This is a genomic window from Geofilum rhodophaeum (assembly GCF_002210225.1).
GTDB lineage: Bacteria > Bacteroidota > Bacteroidia > Bacteroidales > Marinilabiliaceae > Geofilum > Geofilum rhodophaeum.
Genome location: NZ_MWUJ01000004.1, coordinates 228,087 through 242,844, shown reverse-complemented (window position 1 = coordinate 242,844; position 14,758 = coordinate 228,087). Strand labels below are relative to the sequence as shown.

The 14,758-nt window shown below is 51.8% G+C and carries 15 protein-coding genes; 11 read left to right on the top strand and 4 right to left on the bottom strand.

The features are described 5' to 3' along the window. Position 1: 1 nt before the first annotated feature. From B4W65_RS06080 to B4W65_RS06030, 11 genes are read left to right on the top strand one after another with little or no spacing between them, the layout of a single operon-like run. Positions 2-868 carry a polysaccharide deacetylase family protein gene (locus tag B4W65_RS06080; RefSeq protein WP_158522787.1) on the top strand — a complete coding sequence of 289 codons (867 nt, stop codon included), beginning with the start codon at positions 2-4 and terminating at the stop codon, positions 866-868. Next, positions 849-1,451 (top strand): sugar transferase, encoded by a 603-nt coding sequence (locus tag B4W65_RS06075; RefSeq protein WP_088654232.1) that lies wholly within the window; start codon positions 849-851, stop codon positions 1,449-1,451. Before B4W65_RS06080 ends, B4W65_RS06075 begins: the two co-directional genes overlap by 20 nt. Before the next feature lie 30 nt (positions 1,452-1,481). Beyond that, positions 1,482-1,712: an acyl carrier protein gene (locus tag B4W65_RS06070; protein ID WP_088654231.1), complete on the top strand. Its 231-nt coding sequence runs from the start codon at positions 1,482-1,484 to the stop codon at positions 1,710-1,712. 7 nt (positions 1,713-1,719) lie between these two features. Next, on the top strand, positions 1,720-2,781 hold the full coding sequence (locus B4W65_RS06065; RefSeq protein WP_088654230.1) for a ketoacyl-ACP synthase III: 1,062 nt from the start codon (positions 1,720-1,722) through the stop codon (positions 2,779-2,781). Between the two features lie 11 nt (positions 2,782-2,792). Then, the gene (locus tag B4W65_RS06060) at positions 2,793-3,554 is read left to right on the top strand and encodes an SDR family NAD(P)-dependent oxidoreductase (protein ID WP_088654229.1); all 762 of its coding nucleotides are present in this window, start codon (positions 2,793-2,795) and stop codon (positions 3,552-3,554) included. 12 nt (positions 3,555-3,566) lie between these two features. Beyond that, positions 3,567-4,235 carry an acetyltransferase gene (locus B4W65_RS06055; protein ID WP_088654228.1) on the top strand — a complete coding sequence of 223 codons (669 nt, stop codon included), beginning with the start codon at positions 3,567-3,569 and terminating at the stop codon, positions 4,233-4,235. A gap of 11 nt (positions 4,236-4,246) precedes the next feature. Beyond that, positions 4,247-5,410, top strand: coding sequence for an aminotransferase class I/II-fold pyridoxal phosphate-dependent enzyme (locus B4W65_RS06050; protein ID WP_088654227.1), 1,164 nt, complete (start codon positions 4,247-4,249; stop codon positions 5,408-5,410). Positions 5,411-5,425: 15 nt separating this feature from the next. Then, positions 5,426-6,796 carry a lipopolysaccharide biosynthesis protein gene (locus B4W65_RS06045; RefSeq protein ID WP_088654226.1) on the top strand — a complete coding sequence of 457 codons (1,371 nt, stop codon included), beginning with the start codon at positions 5,426-5,428 and terminating at the stop codon, positions 6,794-6,796. Between the two features lie 18 nt (positions 6,797-6,814). Then, on the top strand, positions 6,815-8,077 hold the full coding sequence (locus B4W65_RS06040; RefSeq protein ID WP_088654225.1) for a glycosyltransferase family 4 protein: 1,263 nt from the start codon (positions 6,815-6,817) through the stop codon (positions 8,075-8,077). 11 nt (positions 8,078-8,088) lie between these two features. Next, positions 8,089-8,895: an SGNH/GDSL hydrolase family protein gene (locus tag B4W65_RS06035; RefSeq protein WP_146697722.1), complete on the top strand. Its 807-nt coding sequence runs from the start codon at positions 8,089-8,091 to the stop codon at positions 8,893-8,895. A 16-nt stretch (positions 8,896-8,911) separates the two neighbouring features. Next, a complete protein-coding gene (locus B4W65_RS06030; RefSeq protein ID WP_088654223.1) occupies positions 8,912-9,475 on the top strand; it encodes an acyltransferase in 564 nt (187 codons plus the stop codon). On the opposite strand, the gene B4W65_RS06025 is transcribed toward B4W65_RS06030, so the two are convergent. From B4W65_RS06025 to B4W65_RS06010, 4 genes are all read right to left on the bottom strand, one after another. After that, positions 9,467-10,702 (bottom strand): T9SS type A sorting domain-containing protein, encoded by a 1,236-nt coding sequence (locus B4W65_RS06025; RefSeq protein WP_088654222.1) that lies wholly within the window; start codon positions 10,700-10,702, stop codon positions 9,467-9,469. The two genes, B4W65_RS06030 and B4W65_RS06025, sit on opposite strands and share 9 nt — an antisense overlap. Before the next feature lie 35 nt (positions 10,703-10,737). Continuing rightward, on the bottom strand, positions 10,738-12,168 hold the full coding sequence (locus tag B4W65_RS06020; protein WP_088654221.1) for a right-handed parallel beta-helix repeat-containing protein: 1,431 nt from the start codon (positions 12,166-12,168) through the stop codon (positions 10,738-10,740). Positions 12,169-12,288: 120 nt separating this feature from the next. Beyond that, positions 12,289-13,197, bottom strand: coding sequence for a N5-glutamine methyltransferase family protein (locus B4W65_RS06015; RefSeq protein ID WP_088654220.1), 909 nt, complete (start codon positions 13,195-13,197; stop codon positions 12,289-12,291). Further along, entirely contained in the window at positions 13,184-14,758 is a 1,575-nt protein-coding gene (locus B4W65_RS06010) for a class I adenylate-forming enzyme family protein (protein WP_088654219.1), read from the bottom strand. Before B4W65_RS06010 ends, B4W65_RS06015 begins: the two co-directional genes overlap by 14 nt.

Here is a 14,758-nt window from a genome sequence, read left to right as displayed (position 1 = left end):
GATGCAAGATGAGTCTTTAAATGTATTGACTTTTGATTTGGAAGAGTGGTATGTTTACCAGCTTTACGCCAAGGGAGGGAGTGCCTATTATTTGCCCATCCTGGACCGCTTGCTGAATGAACTGCTCGATTTTTTGGAGGAGCGGCAGTTCCGTGCTACCTTTTTTTGCCTGGGTGCAGTGGCTCGCAGTCACCCCCAGGTTATTCGAAGCATTGCCGGGCGCGGGCACGAGGTGGGCTGCCACTCCGACTTGCACCGGCGTGTAACGCAACTCAGTCGCTCCGCTTTTGAAGAGGACACCCATCGGGCCATTGACGGACTTGCTCAAGTGGTCGGTTCCGCCATCGATTTTTACCGGGCGCCGGCATTTTCCATTACGGCGGCGACTCCCTGGGCTTTTGAGGTGTTGATTCAAGAGGGTATTCGCTGCGATTGCTCCCTTTTTCCCGGAAATCGCCGGGGCGGCGGATGGCCTTCATTGGAGCAGGGGCAACCCTTTCGCTGGTCCACTTCGGGTGGTCCCTTGTGGGAGTTGCCGATGAGCTTTGGTCGCTTGGGGGGGCAGAAGGTGTTTTTTTCGGGTGGGGGTTATTTTCGCTTGCTGCCTTATGCTTTGATTCATAGGTTGATGAGTCGTTCTGTCTACAATATGACCTATTTTCATCTGCGCGACTTTGATGGCAGACAGAAACGGGTGCTTTCACGACATTATATCCAGTCGTACTTCGGCGTTGGTCAGGCCTTTGAAAAGTTTAAACGTCTGGGTCTTGATTTTTCTTTTGTGAGCGTGGGGGAGGCCCTTTCGCTGTTGGAGGAGGGGGCCCTGCCTTATGGTAAAAAACGGGAAGATGTACCGGCATTTTTTTAAGCGCTTTTTTGATTTTATAGTCGCCTTGATTTTGTTGCTGCTTTTGTGGCCCCTGCTTTTATTGCTCTTGTTGTTGTTGGCTCCGGGACTTCATGGGCGACCGTGGTTTGTACAGGAGCGGCCCGGTAAGGGGGGCCAGGTTTTTCGTTTGCTCAAGCTCAAAACCATGCGGGAGCTTTACGACAGCGACGGGCGTTTGTTGCCCGATAAAGAGCGGCTGACCGCCATGGGTCGCCTGGTTCGCAGTCTCTCGCTCGACGAGCTGCCCAACCTGCTGAATGTGCTCAAAGGCGATATGAGTCTGGTTGGTCCCCGCCCCCTTTTGGTACGCTACCTGGCCTTGTACAACAGCAGGCAGCAACGAAGGCATGAGGTTCGACCGGGTATTACCGGCTGGGCCCAGGTTAATGGGCGCAATGCCATCACTTGGAACGAAAAGTTTGAATTGGATATCTACTATGTGGATCATGTGAGTCTGGTCCTTGATTTAAAAATCTTGTGGCGGACGTTGCTGAAAGTGCTCTTGCGGGAGTCGGTCGACCGCGATGAGCAGACCACCATGCCGGCTTTTACTGGAAAATAGAACAAACAATCATTACTAAATCAAAGAACTATGGAAAAGCAATTTTTGAATGCCTTTAAGGAGGCGCTGGAGATCGAAGATCGGGATGTGGCACTCGATGATGTTTTTAGAGAATTTGACGAGTGGTCGTCGTTGGGACAGCTTTCGCTTATTGCTATGCTCGACGAGGAGTACGAGGTGGTTATTGAGCATGCAGCCTTTGAGCGTCTGCTTACTGTAGGCGATGTGCTTAAGGAAGTCCAAAAACGTTTGGCAAGTTGAACGCATTATGGCTTATCTCGAATTTGAAGGAGTGGGTATTGCGGGTTTGGGGGCTGCGGTTCCGCGGCAGATTATTGATAACCTGAAGTATACCACTCATTTTAGTGCGCAGGATGCGGCCGATATTGTGGCCAAGACAGGTATTCGGCAGCGGCGTTTTGCCGCCGCCACCACCTGCGCGTCGGACCTCTGCTTTGCAGCGGCCGACAGCTTGTTGAACGATATGTCGGTGGATCGCAGCGACATTGATTTGCTGGTGTTTGTTTCTCAAACCCCCGATTATCGGATGCCTGCGACCTCTATTCTTCTTCAGGAACGGTTGGGCCTGAGTAAATCGACCATAGCCTTCGATATCGGCCTGGGTTGTTCGGGGTTTCTGTACGGACTCTCTGTGGTGTATGCTTTAATGCAGCAGCAGGGTTTGCGAAAGGCTTTGTTGCTCGATGGGGAGACCCGGAGTAAAGTGTATTCGCCGCGCGACCGCAAGACTGCTTTTCTGTTTGGAGATGGGGGCGTTGCTGCCCTCATCGATAGGGATGCCGCTTATGGACACAGTTGGTTCTCCTTGAATTCCGACGGTTCCAGGGCTGATTTGATTAAGATTGAGGCAGGCGGTTACCGTAAGCCCAGTTCTCCGGATACCCTGGTCGAGCGGGTGGTCGATGAGGAAGGCAACATCCGGTCCGATGAGCAGGCTTACATGCATGGTGCCGATGTGTTTAACTTTTTACTCAGTGAGGTGCCGCGCGATGTTAGGCAGCTGTTGGAGCGGGTGGGCTGCACCGCACACGAAATGGATTATGTGCTGCTGCATCAGGCCAACAACTACATGAACGATTATTTGATTAAGAAGCTCAAACTGGACCGCGAGCGGGTACCTTCCTCCATTGCTAAGTACGGCAATACCTCGTCGGTATCTATTCCCCTTACCCTGGTGTCTGAATTGGGTGGAAAGCTGAAAGCTCATCAGCGGGTGCTGATGAGCGGTTTTGGCGTGGGAATGTCCTGGGCTTCGGCAGTCCTCGACCTGCACAATTGTCACCTGAGTCGCATTGTGGAGGTGGATTAAGCGGAGAATCTATGACAACTTCCCCTTTTTCTTTAGCAGATAAGACCATTCTGGTTACCGGTGCTTCTTCAGGCATAGGTCGGGCCACAGCCCTGTTGTGTGCCCAACAGGGCGCGCGGGTTTTGATGTTGGGTCGCAATGCCGAACGACTGGCCGAGACCCTGGGGATGACCGGGAGGCCGGATTTTCACCGGGTTTTGAGTGTGGACCTTTGTGATCAGGAGGCTTTGGAAGCCCTGCTGCCCGGTGTTTTGCTGTCCCCTCTCTCGGGAATGGTGCACTGTGCAGGTATCTCTACCACCTTGCCCTTTCGCATGGTGCGTGAACAGCATCTGCAACAGTTTTTCGAAACCAATGTTTTTGCGGCCCTGCACCTTACCCGTCGCCTCTTAAAGCCCGCCTTGTTTTCCGAAGCCGGAGGCAGTGTGGTTTTTTTGTCCTCGGTTATGGGCCTCACCGGCAGCCCGGGTAAAACCCTGTACGGAATGACCAAAGGGGCCTTGCTGTCGGCCTCCCGTTCCCTGGCTTTGGAGTACGCTCCGCGCAAAATCCGCTTCAATTGCATCAGTCCCGGTGTAGTCGCTACCCCCATGTCGGCCGCAGCAGTTTACAGCCGTGACGAACAGGCGCTGGCCGAAATCCGGGCCCGACATCCTTTGGGCCTGGGTGAGGCGGACGATGTGGCGGCAGCCTGCGTTTATTTGCTTTCGGATGCGGCCCGATGGATAACGGGTAGCAATCTGGTGGTGGACGGGGGCTATACGAGTCAATAAACCAGTCTTTCTATGAAAAATCTCATTATTATAGGTGCCGGTGGTCACGGTGCCGAGCTGGACGACTATCTGCATTTTTCCCAGTCCCCCGAAGAGGGCGGTTTGTGGAAGCTCCTGGGTTACCTTGACGATTCGTCGGCCAATTACGAGCGTTATCGCTTTTCAGCACCCTGGCTGGGCAGCATTGCTGCGCATCGGGTGCGCAGCGATTGCCATTACCTGATAGGTATTGCCAATTTGAAGTACCGTCGGCGCTTTGTGGAGCTCTTTTTAGAACAAGGAGCCCGCTTTGCCACTTTTATTCATCCCAGCGCCTGGGTGTCTCCCAGCGCTTCAATAGGGCCCGGCAATGTGGTTGGTCCCTACGCCAATCTGGGGCCCAATGTACGGATTGGGGCCTTCAATTTTTTAAATGCCCGCTGCAGTCTCGGGCACGACACCTGCCTGGGCGATTTCAATTTTATTGGTCCCAATGTTTCTCTTTCCGGTTTTACCCGGGTGGGCAGCGACAATCTTTTCGGAATCAACAGCGCCACCCTGCCCCATTCAGAAATAGGGGATCGCAATCAGATAGCTGCAGGTATGGTCCTCGACCGCAAGGTTAAGGACGATACCGTTGTATTTTTTCGTTACAAAGAACGATTGGTGGCTGTGGGACAACCGCTCGCTAATCAGGATTAACACCAAAAGCTATGGATAAACAAAACAAGCGTATTTACCTGGCTTGTCCCCATATGGGCGGGCAGGAGTTGCCATACATCTGCGAGGCTTTTGCACAAAATTGGATTGCCCCTGTGGGGCCCAATATTGAGAAGTTTGAGCAGGTCTTGGCCAATTATTTGGGGGTGAAGCATGTCGCTGCGCTGTCTTCGGGCTCGGCAGCCCTTCATTTGGGTCTTTTGCTTTGTGGCGTACAAGCCGGAGATGAGGTGCTGACCGCTACGATGACTTTTGCGGCGACCGTCAACCCGATTGTTTATTTGGGGGCCACTCCCGTACTCATCGACTCAGAGCCGGGCACCTGGAATATGGATCCGGTTTTGCTCGAAGAGGCCATTTTGGACAGACTGGTCAAGGGTAAGTTGCCCAAAGCCATTGTGCCGGTACATATTTATGGAATGCCGGCCAATATGGAAGCGATAATGGCCGTTGCAGACCGGTATCAAATCCCCGTCGTTGAGGATGCCACGGAGGCACTGGGCAGTCGCTACAAAGGTCGGGCGGTGGGGTCTTTTGGGCGTGTGGCGGCTTTTTCGTTCAATGGCAATAAAATCATTACCACCTCAGGAGGAGGGGCCCTGGCCAGCGACGATGGTGAGTTGATCGCCAAAGCACGCTTTTATGCCACTCAGGCGCGCGATCATGCGCCCCACTACCAGCACAGCTGCATTGGGTATAATTACCGACTCAGCAATGTTTTGGCGGGTATCGGGTTGGGACAGATGGAGGTCCTGGAGCAGCGTGTGGCACAAAAAAGAGCTTTGCACGACTTCTATCTGGCGCGATTTGGAGGGGTGCCGGGTTTGCAGTTCCTTTCAGAACCCGCTGGGGATTATTTTTCCAACTACTGGCTGACCACGGTGTTGATTGATCCCCTGGTTTGTGGATTTGGGCGGGAGGACTTGCGCCTGTATCTCGAAAGCGACAATGTAGAGTCACGTCCCGCCTGGAAACCCATGCATTTGCAGCCCGTTTTTAAAGATTGTCCGGCCTACATCAACGGTACGGCCGAGCATATTTTTGATTTTGGGCTTTGTTTGCCCTCCGCCACCAACATGGATGCCGATGATCTGGAACGAGTCGGCGCCTTATTGTCGCATTGTTTTACCACCCACCATGCCGGAGCCTCGGTTTAAGCCAACGAAAAATTGATGAGCAAGCAAATTTGGCAGCAAGTCCTTACCCGGTTCATTGGTCGGGGCCCCGAACGCAGCGTCAGGGCCAAAAAGCATATTTTGTACTCCTTTTTTTTACAGGGCGTGAGTGTGTTGATCGGCTTTGTATATGTTCCGCTTTTGCTGGATTACCTCGACAGTGAGCGTTATGGTATTTGGTTGACAATGACTTCGATTATTGGGTGGTTTGAGTTTTTTAATGTCGGACTGGGCAGCGGTTTGCGCAATAAATTTGCCGAAACGGTGGCCCAGGGCAGGCACGAATTGGCCCGGGTGTATGTCAGTACGACCTATGCGGTAGTGGGACTGATTTTTTCGGGCGTTTTGTTGTTGTTCTTTGTTGTGAATCCGTTTTTGAGTTGGGACAAGATTTTGAATACCACTTCTGTGCCGCCTGAAGAATTGTCGCTTTTGGCCGCTTTGGTCTTTGGTTTTTTTATTCTCCGTTTTGTGCTTAAACTCATTGGCGTTATACTTATTGCCGATCAGCGTCCGGCGGTTTACAACGCTTTTATGCCCTTGGGCAATGTGCTTACCCTGGTATTGATTGTGCTGTTGATAAAAGTCAATCAGCAAGGATCGCTCATTATTTTGGGTTTGTTGCTGAGTGTAATTCCAGCAATGATTCTGCTGGTGGCTACGGTGGTACTGTTTAGGGGGCGCTACCGGTCTTACCGGCCCTCGTGGCGTTGTATCAATTTTAGTTTGTCGCGCGACTTGATGACTTTGGGCCAAAAGTTTTTTGTGATTCAAATGTCGGCAGTGGTCTTGTTTATGACCTCCAATATGATCATCATTCAATTGTTGGGGCCCGAGGCGGTCACTGTATATAATGTGGCTTATAAGTATTTTTCACTTCCGGTAATGGTCTATGCCATTATCATGACGCCCATTTGGTCGGCGGTTACCGAGGCCTATGTTAAAGGTGATTTTCCCTGGCTGAAGCATACGCTTCGACGACTGAATTGGGCCTCTCTTTTGTTTGTCGCAGGTATTTTTTTGATGTTGGCGTGCAGCTCTCTGGTTTATAAGCTGTGGGTGGGCAGCAGGGTTGAGATTCCCTGGCTGTTGTCGTGTTGTATGGCTCTTTATGCCCTGGTCAATGTCGTGTTGTCGCCCTACACGCAATTCATAAATGGTTTTGGCAAACTCAAACTCACCATTCGGGTGGTGGTGGTACAAACCCTGGTTTTTATTCCTCTGGCAGTGGCCCTGGTAAAATCGCCCCTGGGGGTTTCCGGTGTCATCCTGGCCATTGCTCTGGTCAATGGTGTGGGACTGCTTTATGTTCCTTTGCAAACCCATCGCATTTTGTCGGGCAAGGCAAGGGGCCTGTGGGACCAATAATTGAAAAATCTAAAGTAAATGAAGATACTCTGGTTCAGCAATACCCCTTGCAGTGCTTCCGCACAGCTCCTTGGGAAGTCATACAGCAAAGGAGGATGGCTCAACGCCTTGCAGGGTGAGCTGGTGAAAAATGTGGACATTAGTCTGTCGGTTGCCTTTTACTGGCCCAAACCCCTGGCTCCTTTTGCTGCGGATGGAACCAGGTATTATCCGGTGTTGCGAAGTGGGGGACGAAGGCCGCTGCAACGAATTATGGGGCGGTTTTTAGGTTGGAACAATCAAAAGGCTGAATTGGAACGACTCATGGAGGTGGTGAGACAGGTGGCTCCCGATCTTGTTCACATTCATGGTACCGAAGAAAATTATGGCTTGATACAGCGACAGCTTGAGGTGCCTGTGGTGATCTCGCTTCAAGGAATACTGAGTGTGATTGCCCTGAAATATTTTTCCGGCATCCCTTTTTCGGTTTTAAGGCATTCTGACGTATTAAGAGCACGATTAAAGGCGGCCACCATAGGTCGGCATTATAAGGGTATAGCCCAGGGAGCTTTGCGTGAAAGACAAATATTGGCTATGACTCGTTTTGTAGCTGGACGAACTTTGTGGGATCAGCAGGTGAGTCGTTTGTTGGCGCCTCGGAGCTGGTATTTTGAGATTCAGGAGTTGTTGCGTCCTTCCTTTTTTGATCAGGTTTGGTCCAAAAAAACATTTGGTCGGCCTTTACGTGTGGTCTCTACATTGGGGCCGGGCGTTTATAAGGGGTTGGAAACCCTTGTGCAAGCTTTGGTGGTGTTGAAAGAAGCGCGAGGAATGGAAGTGGAATGGCGAGTGGCGGGACTCTCCGCCACGCATCCTTTGTGTCGAACGGTTGCCCGTTGGCTCAAGGTGGATTTGGCGGAACTCCCCTTGTCTTTTTTAGGTTCACTGGATGAAAAGTCTCTAAGTGCACTTTTGCTTGATTCTGATCTTTATTGCCAAACAAGTCATATCGAAAACAGTCCCAACAGTCTTTGTGAAGCGATGCTGGTTGGTCTGCCTTGCATTGCATCTTTTGTAGGGGGAACCTCTTCCATACTGGAACATGAGCAGGAGGGCTGGCTGGTACAGGACGGTGACCCTTATGCCCTTGCGGCTGCAGTGACGGCGCTGGGTAATGATTTTGAGCGAGCCGCCGGTATGGGACGCGCTGCCAGGAAAAGGGCGTTGCAACGACACGACCCGCTTTGTGTGGTTGGGGCCGTTCGCAAAATGTATGCGGATGTATTAAATTCCGGAGCTTAATAATTGAGGACATGAAGGCATTGTGGCTGTTGGTTCTCCTGTTGTTGGGGAGCTGTGGTTCTGAAAAAAATGAGACTATGCAATCCATCGTTTTTTTGCATCACAGCACGGGGCGTGCCGTGTTGCGTGGCGGCACATCGCCCCTGTGGTACCGTTTAACAGGCAAAGGGGATGTGTATAATTTTTTGGTGCGATACAACCGTAAGTACAAAACGGATTTTGCTGTGCAAGCCAAGGACTATCCCGGAGAGGCGGGGTATGGAGGCTATAATTATCCCTACGATTATTACAATATTTGGGTTAAGCATGCGGGAGAGTTGCCTTATAAAGGCCAGGAGACGCTTGAATTGCTCACAAGACAGTTCGATGTGGTGGTGTTCAAGCACTGCTTTCCGGTAGGGATGATGCTTGAGGACACTGGGCAGCCTTCGGCCGACGATCCGGAAAAGCGCTTGGAGAATTATCAGATGCAGTACAATGCACTTAAGCAAAAAATGCACAGCTTTCCGAAAACGGTTTTTGTGGTCTGGACGCCACCTGCTTTGCTGAAGGAGGCCACCTCAGAGGAACAAGCTCTTCGTTTGCGGGATTTTTATTTGTGGATGGTTCGCGAGTGGGATGAGGAAGGGGACAATATTTTCCTGTGGGATTTTTATGCCTTGGAAACCGAGGGCTCTTTGTATCTGAAACCGGAGTATGCTGTCGGACCCGGTGATTCGCACCCCAATCGTGCCTTTGCTGCTCGCATGGCACCGCTCTTTGCAAGCTTTGTTGTGGATTGTGCGAGTCACTACCCCCCAAAAATAACCTTACAATAGTTTAAAACCATTTGATATGAAACCATCGCGTGCATGGGATGCTTTACAGCGTTATTGGGCTGCCTATTCGGGCAGTCCCGCCATTATTCGTTACTTGAGAAAGAAAGGGGTTGGTATTGGGGAGGGCTGTTTTGTGCAGACGCTTAAGATTGCCAATGAACACTTTTTAGTAAAAATGGGCAACCACGTGGCCGTGGCAGCTGGTGTGCAGTTTATTACCCACGACGGTGCGGCCTCCTGGTTTTTTCGGGAGGATTTGCAGGCCGGCGTTTTTGGTACCATTACCTTGGGCAATCACGTTTTTGTTGGCATGAATAGTATCCTATTACCCAATACCAGTATCGGTAACAACTGTCTGATAGGCGCCGGAAGTGTTGTGCGGGGCAACTTTCCCGACAACTCTGTGATTATGGGTAATCCGGCCAGAGTCATTATGAAGATGAATGCTCAAAAACTGCTTTATAAGATGAGTCCTGGTTTGTGTGCCACCCTCCAATTAAATATGGCAGATACCGTGCGTTTATTGAAAAAGCATTTTTCTGCCCAACTGAACCACAAGCCTTCTAATAATTTAGTTTAATACCAATTTTCGATGGGCTTTTAAGTCGCCTTCCAATTGGAGAATATAGACTCCAGCTGGCAGATGACTGGTGGAGATGTTTAACTCGGCACCGGAGATCGTGCCGCGAAGTACGCAAGTCCCTGTGGTGTTGAATAGGGAATAGGTCGTGAACTGTACCTGATTTTCCGTCCAGAGGATTTGTATCTCACCCGGGTGCTGTGTTAAGTTAAAATCGGAAGGGGAAGGAGGCAGTTGTGTGCTGACTCCGGTGGATATTCCGTCCCATCCGGCAATACGAGCCAAGAGCCACCACATAGCCTTACCCAAGCGGAGGGCTCCTTCGCGACCTATATGTCCCACCGCCTCATCACCCAGGTTGATGTCGGTAATAAAGGGGTAGGTGTAGGTTACTCCCTCATAGCTGTAGCTTTCGGTATTGGTGCTGCCGTCGGTATTGTAACATAAAATGTCGGCATAGTCGAACAGAATGCGGTCCGGGTCCTCATTAACAAAGGCCCGGATCTTTTCGTGTTTGAGCCAGGCCTGATATCCTGCTTCACCATTATACTTATCTACCGGTCCGGTCGTAAAAAGCACTTTGGTTGGGTAGTTGTTGGTCCGACAGTACTCCATCAGCTCCAATGTAGCCTCCAGGTAGGTGTCCAGATTGACACGGTTGCCTGTAATGTCAAAATCCCCGGCATCTAAACCCCAGCCCAAGGTTCCTGCATCGGGTCCCCCCCGGGTGCTTCCCCACCACCTGACATTGTGTTCGGGATCATACTCCCGGCTGTGATAGCTGCTCATCATGATCCAACACCAGCCGTAGCCTATGGCTGCAAGATTTCGATTGTTTTCGTAATTGCGTCGAATCATATCCTTAACACTATTGGCTTCAGCTGGTCGCTGACCATCGGGCCATGCAAACCAAGTGTACCATTCATCGTCCAAAAAATCACGACCAATGCTGTTGCAGCGCAGATGATTTTCGGTATAGCTCTCTTCGTAAGCTATGTTTACTGCAAAGCGCGCATCCAGTTCTTCCAAAAATTGAAGTCCCAGCCGATAGGCGGTGGAATGAGAGGCTCCGGGAATGGAGACCAGCATCTTTTTTACCTCGTTTCGGTAATACTCCGGAATTAAGGCATAGTCTTCCACAATGGTATGGTCGGCAATAAGCTGGCTGTGCAGCTTGGTTGGCAGCAGCAACGCCAGGGCCAACAGCAATCGGATTGTTTTGGTCATATTAGTTGTATTTAGGAGGCCATTGCCATCCAGGTTTATTCAATTTCAAAAGCGCCCAAATCCGGGGCTTCGCCTCTAAAATCCAAGCCCACTTCGCGTCCTACATCAATGAGCGGAGTGCCACTTTTGGGTTTCATAAAAGCGATATCGGGCAGACTGCCGTCGGTTTTCCTTGGGCGACGAAGTTCGTCCCAGTCGACACTCTCGAAGAGTTCATCGCTCAGGGTTACATCCATGTTCCAGCTGTTGTGCGTGTCGTGGGTTTCCTGGGTGCGTACCCGGTGGAAGTCGCCCTTACGGTTGTCGTACGACAGATTGTTGGCGTACAGCTCCCCTTCGGGTGCTTGTGGGCTGTTGGTCTGCATTATGATCCAGCCATAGCCCAGTCCGTGCCCAATGTCTTCTTTATAGCCGTTGTAATAGGCGGTGTTGTGGAAATAGCGTCCCGTCATGGGCGCATCGCCCGAGTTGTTGGGCGAAAAGCCATAGGCCCCGTTGTGGGCCCCAATGCAGTTTTTGATTACGCGCGCCAGTTCCAGGGTGTTGTTTTCGCGGTATGTGGAGGCGTATTTAAAGCCACAGCCTTCGCCTGAGAAGTCTCCTCCGTTAAAGGCCCAGCAATGGTTCCATTCCACATAGCCCACCGAGGTTCCTGCAAAACCGTTGTCCGAAAACTGCCAGGCACGACAACCTTCGTAAAGCAGTTTTGACTCGGTGGCCCCCGGAGTGTCGCTGTAGGCGCGGAAGTGAAAACCCGCTCCGTTTTGTCCCGGCGAGCCGGGTGTGGGATACACGGCCGATTGCAGGGTGTCGCATAAGGCATAGGCGTCACAGTTTAGGTAGCGGATGGTTCCGTGATAGTCGGCCACCAAAAAGCCTTCGCCCGAAACGTTGTGAATGGTCATGTTTTCGAAGGTGATGTTGGCCACATTCCAGGCTTCAAGACCAACGGCATGGGCATCCATACGTTGAAAAACATTGCGTATTTGCAGGCCCTTCATGTGAATGTTTTGGGCGTGCCACAGGGCTATGCCTTTGTTGTAACCCAAATCAAGGGGACGGTGACTGCAATCCAGAATGGGAATTTCACCGGGAAAGTTGAAAAAGCAAATGGGCTTTTCATCGGTGCCGGAATTGAAATCCCGCTCGCCACCATTGTCGGCCGATGAATGGTAAACCCCGCCTCTGAAGTAAACCGTATCTCCCGCCTGAGCAGTTTTAAAGGCTTTGTTCCAGCTTTTCCAGGGTTGCTCGCGCGAACCGGGGCCGTTGTCCGATCCAGTGGGAGCAACAAAGTATTGTCCGCCTATGTGTTCAGGGGGCGGTGGGGTTTCACCATTGTCATCAGCGTTGCCGTTTTCATGGATCAACGGTTTTTCTTTTGTTTTGTCTTTATCGCAGGTCATCAGCAAAGGAAGGGCCAGAACCAGCAAAAAGAGCAGCTTGTAAAAACGGGGAGCACGCATAACTAAAATTTTTAAATGGACTGCAGAACCAAGGGCATAAATAATTCGGATACCTACCATAGAACCTTTTACAGGATGGAAGAAGACGAGCATAAAGGTAACTGCGATTCAGTGGGTTTGTCAAGCTTTTTTTTGGGTCGCCAACACTCTGATGGTGCCAGCGGCATCGCACACGCTTTGGGTGTTGTGGTAGTGCCCCGTTTTGTCGATGAGTTGTTGCATAAAAGGACCCTGACCGGCACCCAGCTCAAAAACCAACCAGCCTTTGGGGACCAGAAGTCGGGGGGCTTCGTGCAGGAGTTTTTTCATGATGTTTATGCCCAGCATACCGCCATCAAAGGCCAGTCGTGGTTCTTTATGGGCTATTTCGGCATCCATGCGATCAACCCCCGAACTGGTGATGTAGGGTGGGTTGCAGGTCAGCAAATGAAAACTGTTGTGGTATTCGGGCAGGTCCCAGGCAGCGCCCAGATCGCTCACCCGGGCCTCGGCCCTTTCGCTAAGGCCGAGCTGCACAATGTTTTCGCGACAAAGTTCCACCGCTTCCGGCGACAAATCGCCGCAGTAAACCCTGCAGGAGCTCTGGTGGGCAGCCAGACTCAGTCCCACATTGCCCGAACCGCAGCACAGGTCGAGCACCTTTGGTCTGCTGTATTGGCCGGCCAGGAACTGGAGCAGTTCCAGGGCCTTGGTGGCCAGCAGTTCGGTTTCTTTTCGGGGCAGGAGTGCTCTGCTGTCGGTGCAAAACTCCAAGCCCATAAAGCTTTGTCGACCGCTTAAATGGCCCAGCGGAACTCCTTGCTTTCTTTGGTTAATGAGTTGTTGCAGGAAAAGCTCCTGTTGGGCGGTGAGTTGGGGCAGTGGGGTCTGCATGGCTTTTTCTGCAGAGACCGGCGTGCCTGCTGCTTTCAGCCACAGGGCCCGAAGGGTGGACTCCGGTGTTTCTTCTGGCTTATCGCTCAAGAAATGGAGGGTCGTGCTCAGGTCTTCCATTACCCGCGCATAGGGACTGGGTTCAAGCAGGTACATGCTGGTTTTGTTTGAGGATTTTCTTGTCTATTTTGCCGTTGGTGCTTTTGGGCATTTCCGGCACAAAGCGTACCTGGTGGGGAATCATGAAGGCTTCGAGCTTGGTGGCGCACAGGCGTTGAATGCCTTTTTCGTCGGGGGCCTCTCCGTTGGTACATACGCAGGCCACTATGGCTTCGCCCATAATGGGGTCGGGGATGCCGTAAACAGCGGCTTCCCGAATGCCGGGGATCTGGTGCAGGATGTTTTCAATTTCAAGGGGACTCACCTTCTCGCCGCGGGTCTTGATGATGTCGTCGTTGCGGCCTAAAAAGTAAAGGAAACCTTCTTCATCGGTTTGGAACCAGTCGTTGCTGCAAAGCACACGTTCGTAGGGGAGTTCGCCCGGCCGCAGCATTTCCTGGCTGAGTTCGGGTTTGTTCCAGTAGCCCAACATAATATGAGGTCCCCGGATGTGCAGAATGCCTTTTTCGCCAGGGCCTGCCCGATGACCATCTGCATCCAGTAAAAAGACTTCTGTGCCGGGAATGGCTTTGCCCACGGAATCGGGTTTCTCGTTAACGAGCTCCGGCTCCAGGTAGCATACCCGCTTGCATTCAGTTAGTCCGTACATTTTAAATATCAGTGCATTGGGAAAAATTTGCTGCAAGTCGGGCAGGAAGGCAGCCGGCAGGGCGGCTGCCGTATTGGTGATTTTTTGGATGCAGGGCAGACTGAAGGGCTTTTTCTTGTAGGTCGCAATCATCATGGCATAGATGGTGGGGACGCCCGGGAAGACGGTGGGCTTGTGCTTTTCGATCAGCTGATAGATGGTTTGCTGAAAGGTGAAGGATTGTTCCACCACCAGGGAGCCGCCCACGGTAACGGCCATCAGCAATTGATACAGGCCGTAATCAAAGGCGAAGGGCGAAAGCACCAAAATGCGATCCTCACTGGTCAGTCGCAGGTATTGAATCAAACTCCAACTGGCAAAGACCATACTTTGGTGGGTCATCATAACCCCCTTGGGAAAGCCGGTGCTGCCCGAGGTGTAAATAAGGGCTGCCAAATCGTTGGGGATGCAAAGCGGGAGATTTTCAGGCGCGACAGCTTTTTCGTTTTGTATGGCTTCAAAGGTGGCTGCCGGCATGGCTCCGGAATCCGCCTGGGAAGGACTGCCGCATTCGATGAGCAGGCGGAGTTTTGCTGTCTCGGCAAGAATGGGCCGGTATTCGTTGCCCAATCGTCCCTCGGCAATGAGGGCCGAGGCGCCACTGTCCTGTAAAATATACAAGAGCTTGTCCGACTTGGTTTGGGGATTGATTACCAGGAAAACCCCTCCTACCAGTCCCACCGCATAAATGGCAACGGCACATTCCCAGGTGTTGTTCAGGTACAGCGCCACCCGTTCACCGCGTTGCAGTCCCCCCGCCTGCAGGTGTCCCGCCAGTTTAAGGGCCGCATCGCGCAGCTGTTGGTAGGTGTAGCTTTGGTCCTTAATCAGGATGGCTACTTTGTGTGGACTGGCTGCGGCGGTCTTTAATAAAGCCTCGCCCAACAGCCGTTGAGGAATGGCAGTCAT

Excerpts from the sequence above, each read along its gene's own strand:
- B4W65_RS06080 (WP_158522787.1), top strand. The coding sequence starts at position 2 with ATGCAAGATGAGTCTTTAAATGTATTGACTTTTGATTTGGAAGAGTGG.
- B4W65_RS06075 (WP_088654232.1), top strand. The coding sequence starts at position 849 with ATGTACCGGCATTTTTTTAAGCGCTTTTTTGATTTTATAGTCGCCTTG.
- B4W65_RS06070 (WP_088654231.1), top strand. The coding sequence starts at position 1,482 with ATGGAAAAGCAATTTTTGAATGCCTTTAAGGAGGCGCTGGAGATCGAA.
- B4W65_RS06065 (WP_088654230.1), top strand. The coding sequence starts at position 1,720 with ATGGCTTATCTCGAATTTGAAGGAGTGGGTATTGCGGGTTTGGGGGCT.
- B4W65_RS06060 (WP_088654229.1), top strand. The coding sequence starts at position 2,793 with ATGACAACTTCCCCTTTTTCTTTAGCAGATAAGACCATTCTGGTTACC.
- B4W65_RS06055 (WP_088654228.1), top strand. The coding sequence starts at position 3,567 with ATGAAAAATCTCATTATTATAGGTGCCGGTGGTCACGGTGCCGAGCTG.
- B4W65_RS06050 (WP_088654227.1), top strand. The coding sequence starts at position 4,247 with ATGGATAAACAAAACAAGCGTATTTACCTGGCTTGTCCCCATATGGGC.
- B4W65_RS06045 (WP_088654226.1), top strand. The coding sequence starts at position 5,426 with ATGAGCAAGCAAATTTGGCAGCAAGTCCTTACCCGGTTCATTGGTCGG.
- B4W65_RS06040 (WP_088654225.1), top strand. The coding sequence starts at position 6,815 with ATGAAGATACTCTGGTTCAGCAATACCCCTTGCAGTGCTTCCGCACAG.
- B4W65_RS06035 (WP_146697722.1), top strand. The coding sequence starts at position 8,089 with ATGAAGGCATTGTGGCTGTTGGTTCTCCTGTTGTTGGGGAGCTGTGGT.
- B4W65_RS06030 (WP_088654223.1), top strand. The coding sequence starts at position 8,912 with ATGAAACCATCGCGTGCATGGGATGCTTTACAGCGTTATTGGGCTGCC.
- B4W65_RS06025 (WP_088654222.1), bottom strand. The coding sequence starts at position 10,702 with ATGACCAAAACAATCCGATTGCTGTTGGCCCTGGCGTTGCTGCTGCCA.
- B4W65_RS06020 (WP_088654221.1), bottom strand. The coding sequence starts at position 12,168 with ATGCGTGCTCCCCGTTTTTACAAGCTGCTCTTTTTGCTGGTTCTGGCC.
- B4W65_RS06015 (WP_088654220.1), bottom strand. The coding sequence starts at position 13,197 with ATGTACCTGCTTGAACCCAGTCCCTATGCGCGGGTAATGGAAGACCTG.
- B4W65_RS06010 (WP_088654219.1), bottom strand. The coding sequence starts at position 14,758 with ATGACTGCCATTCCTCAACGGCTGTTGGGCGAGGCTTTATTAAAGACC.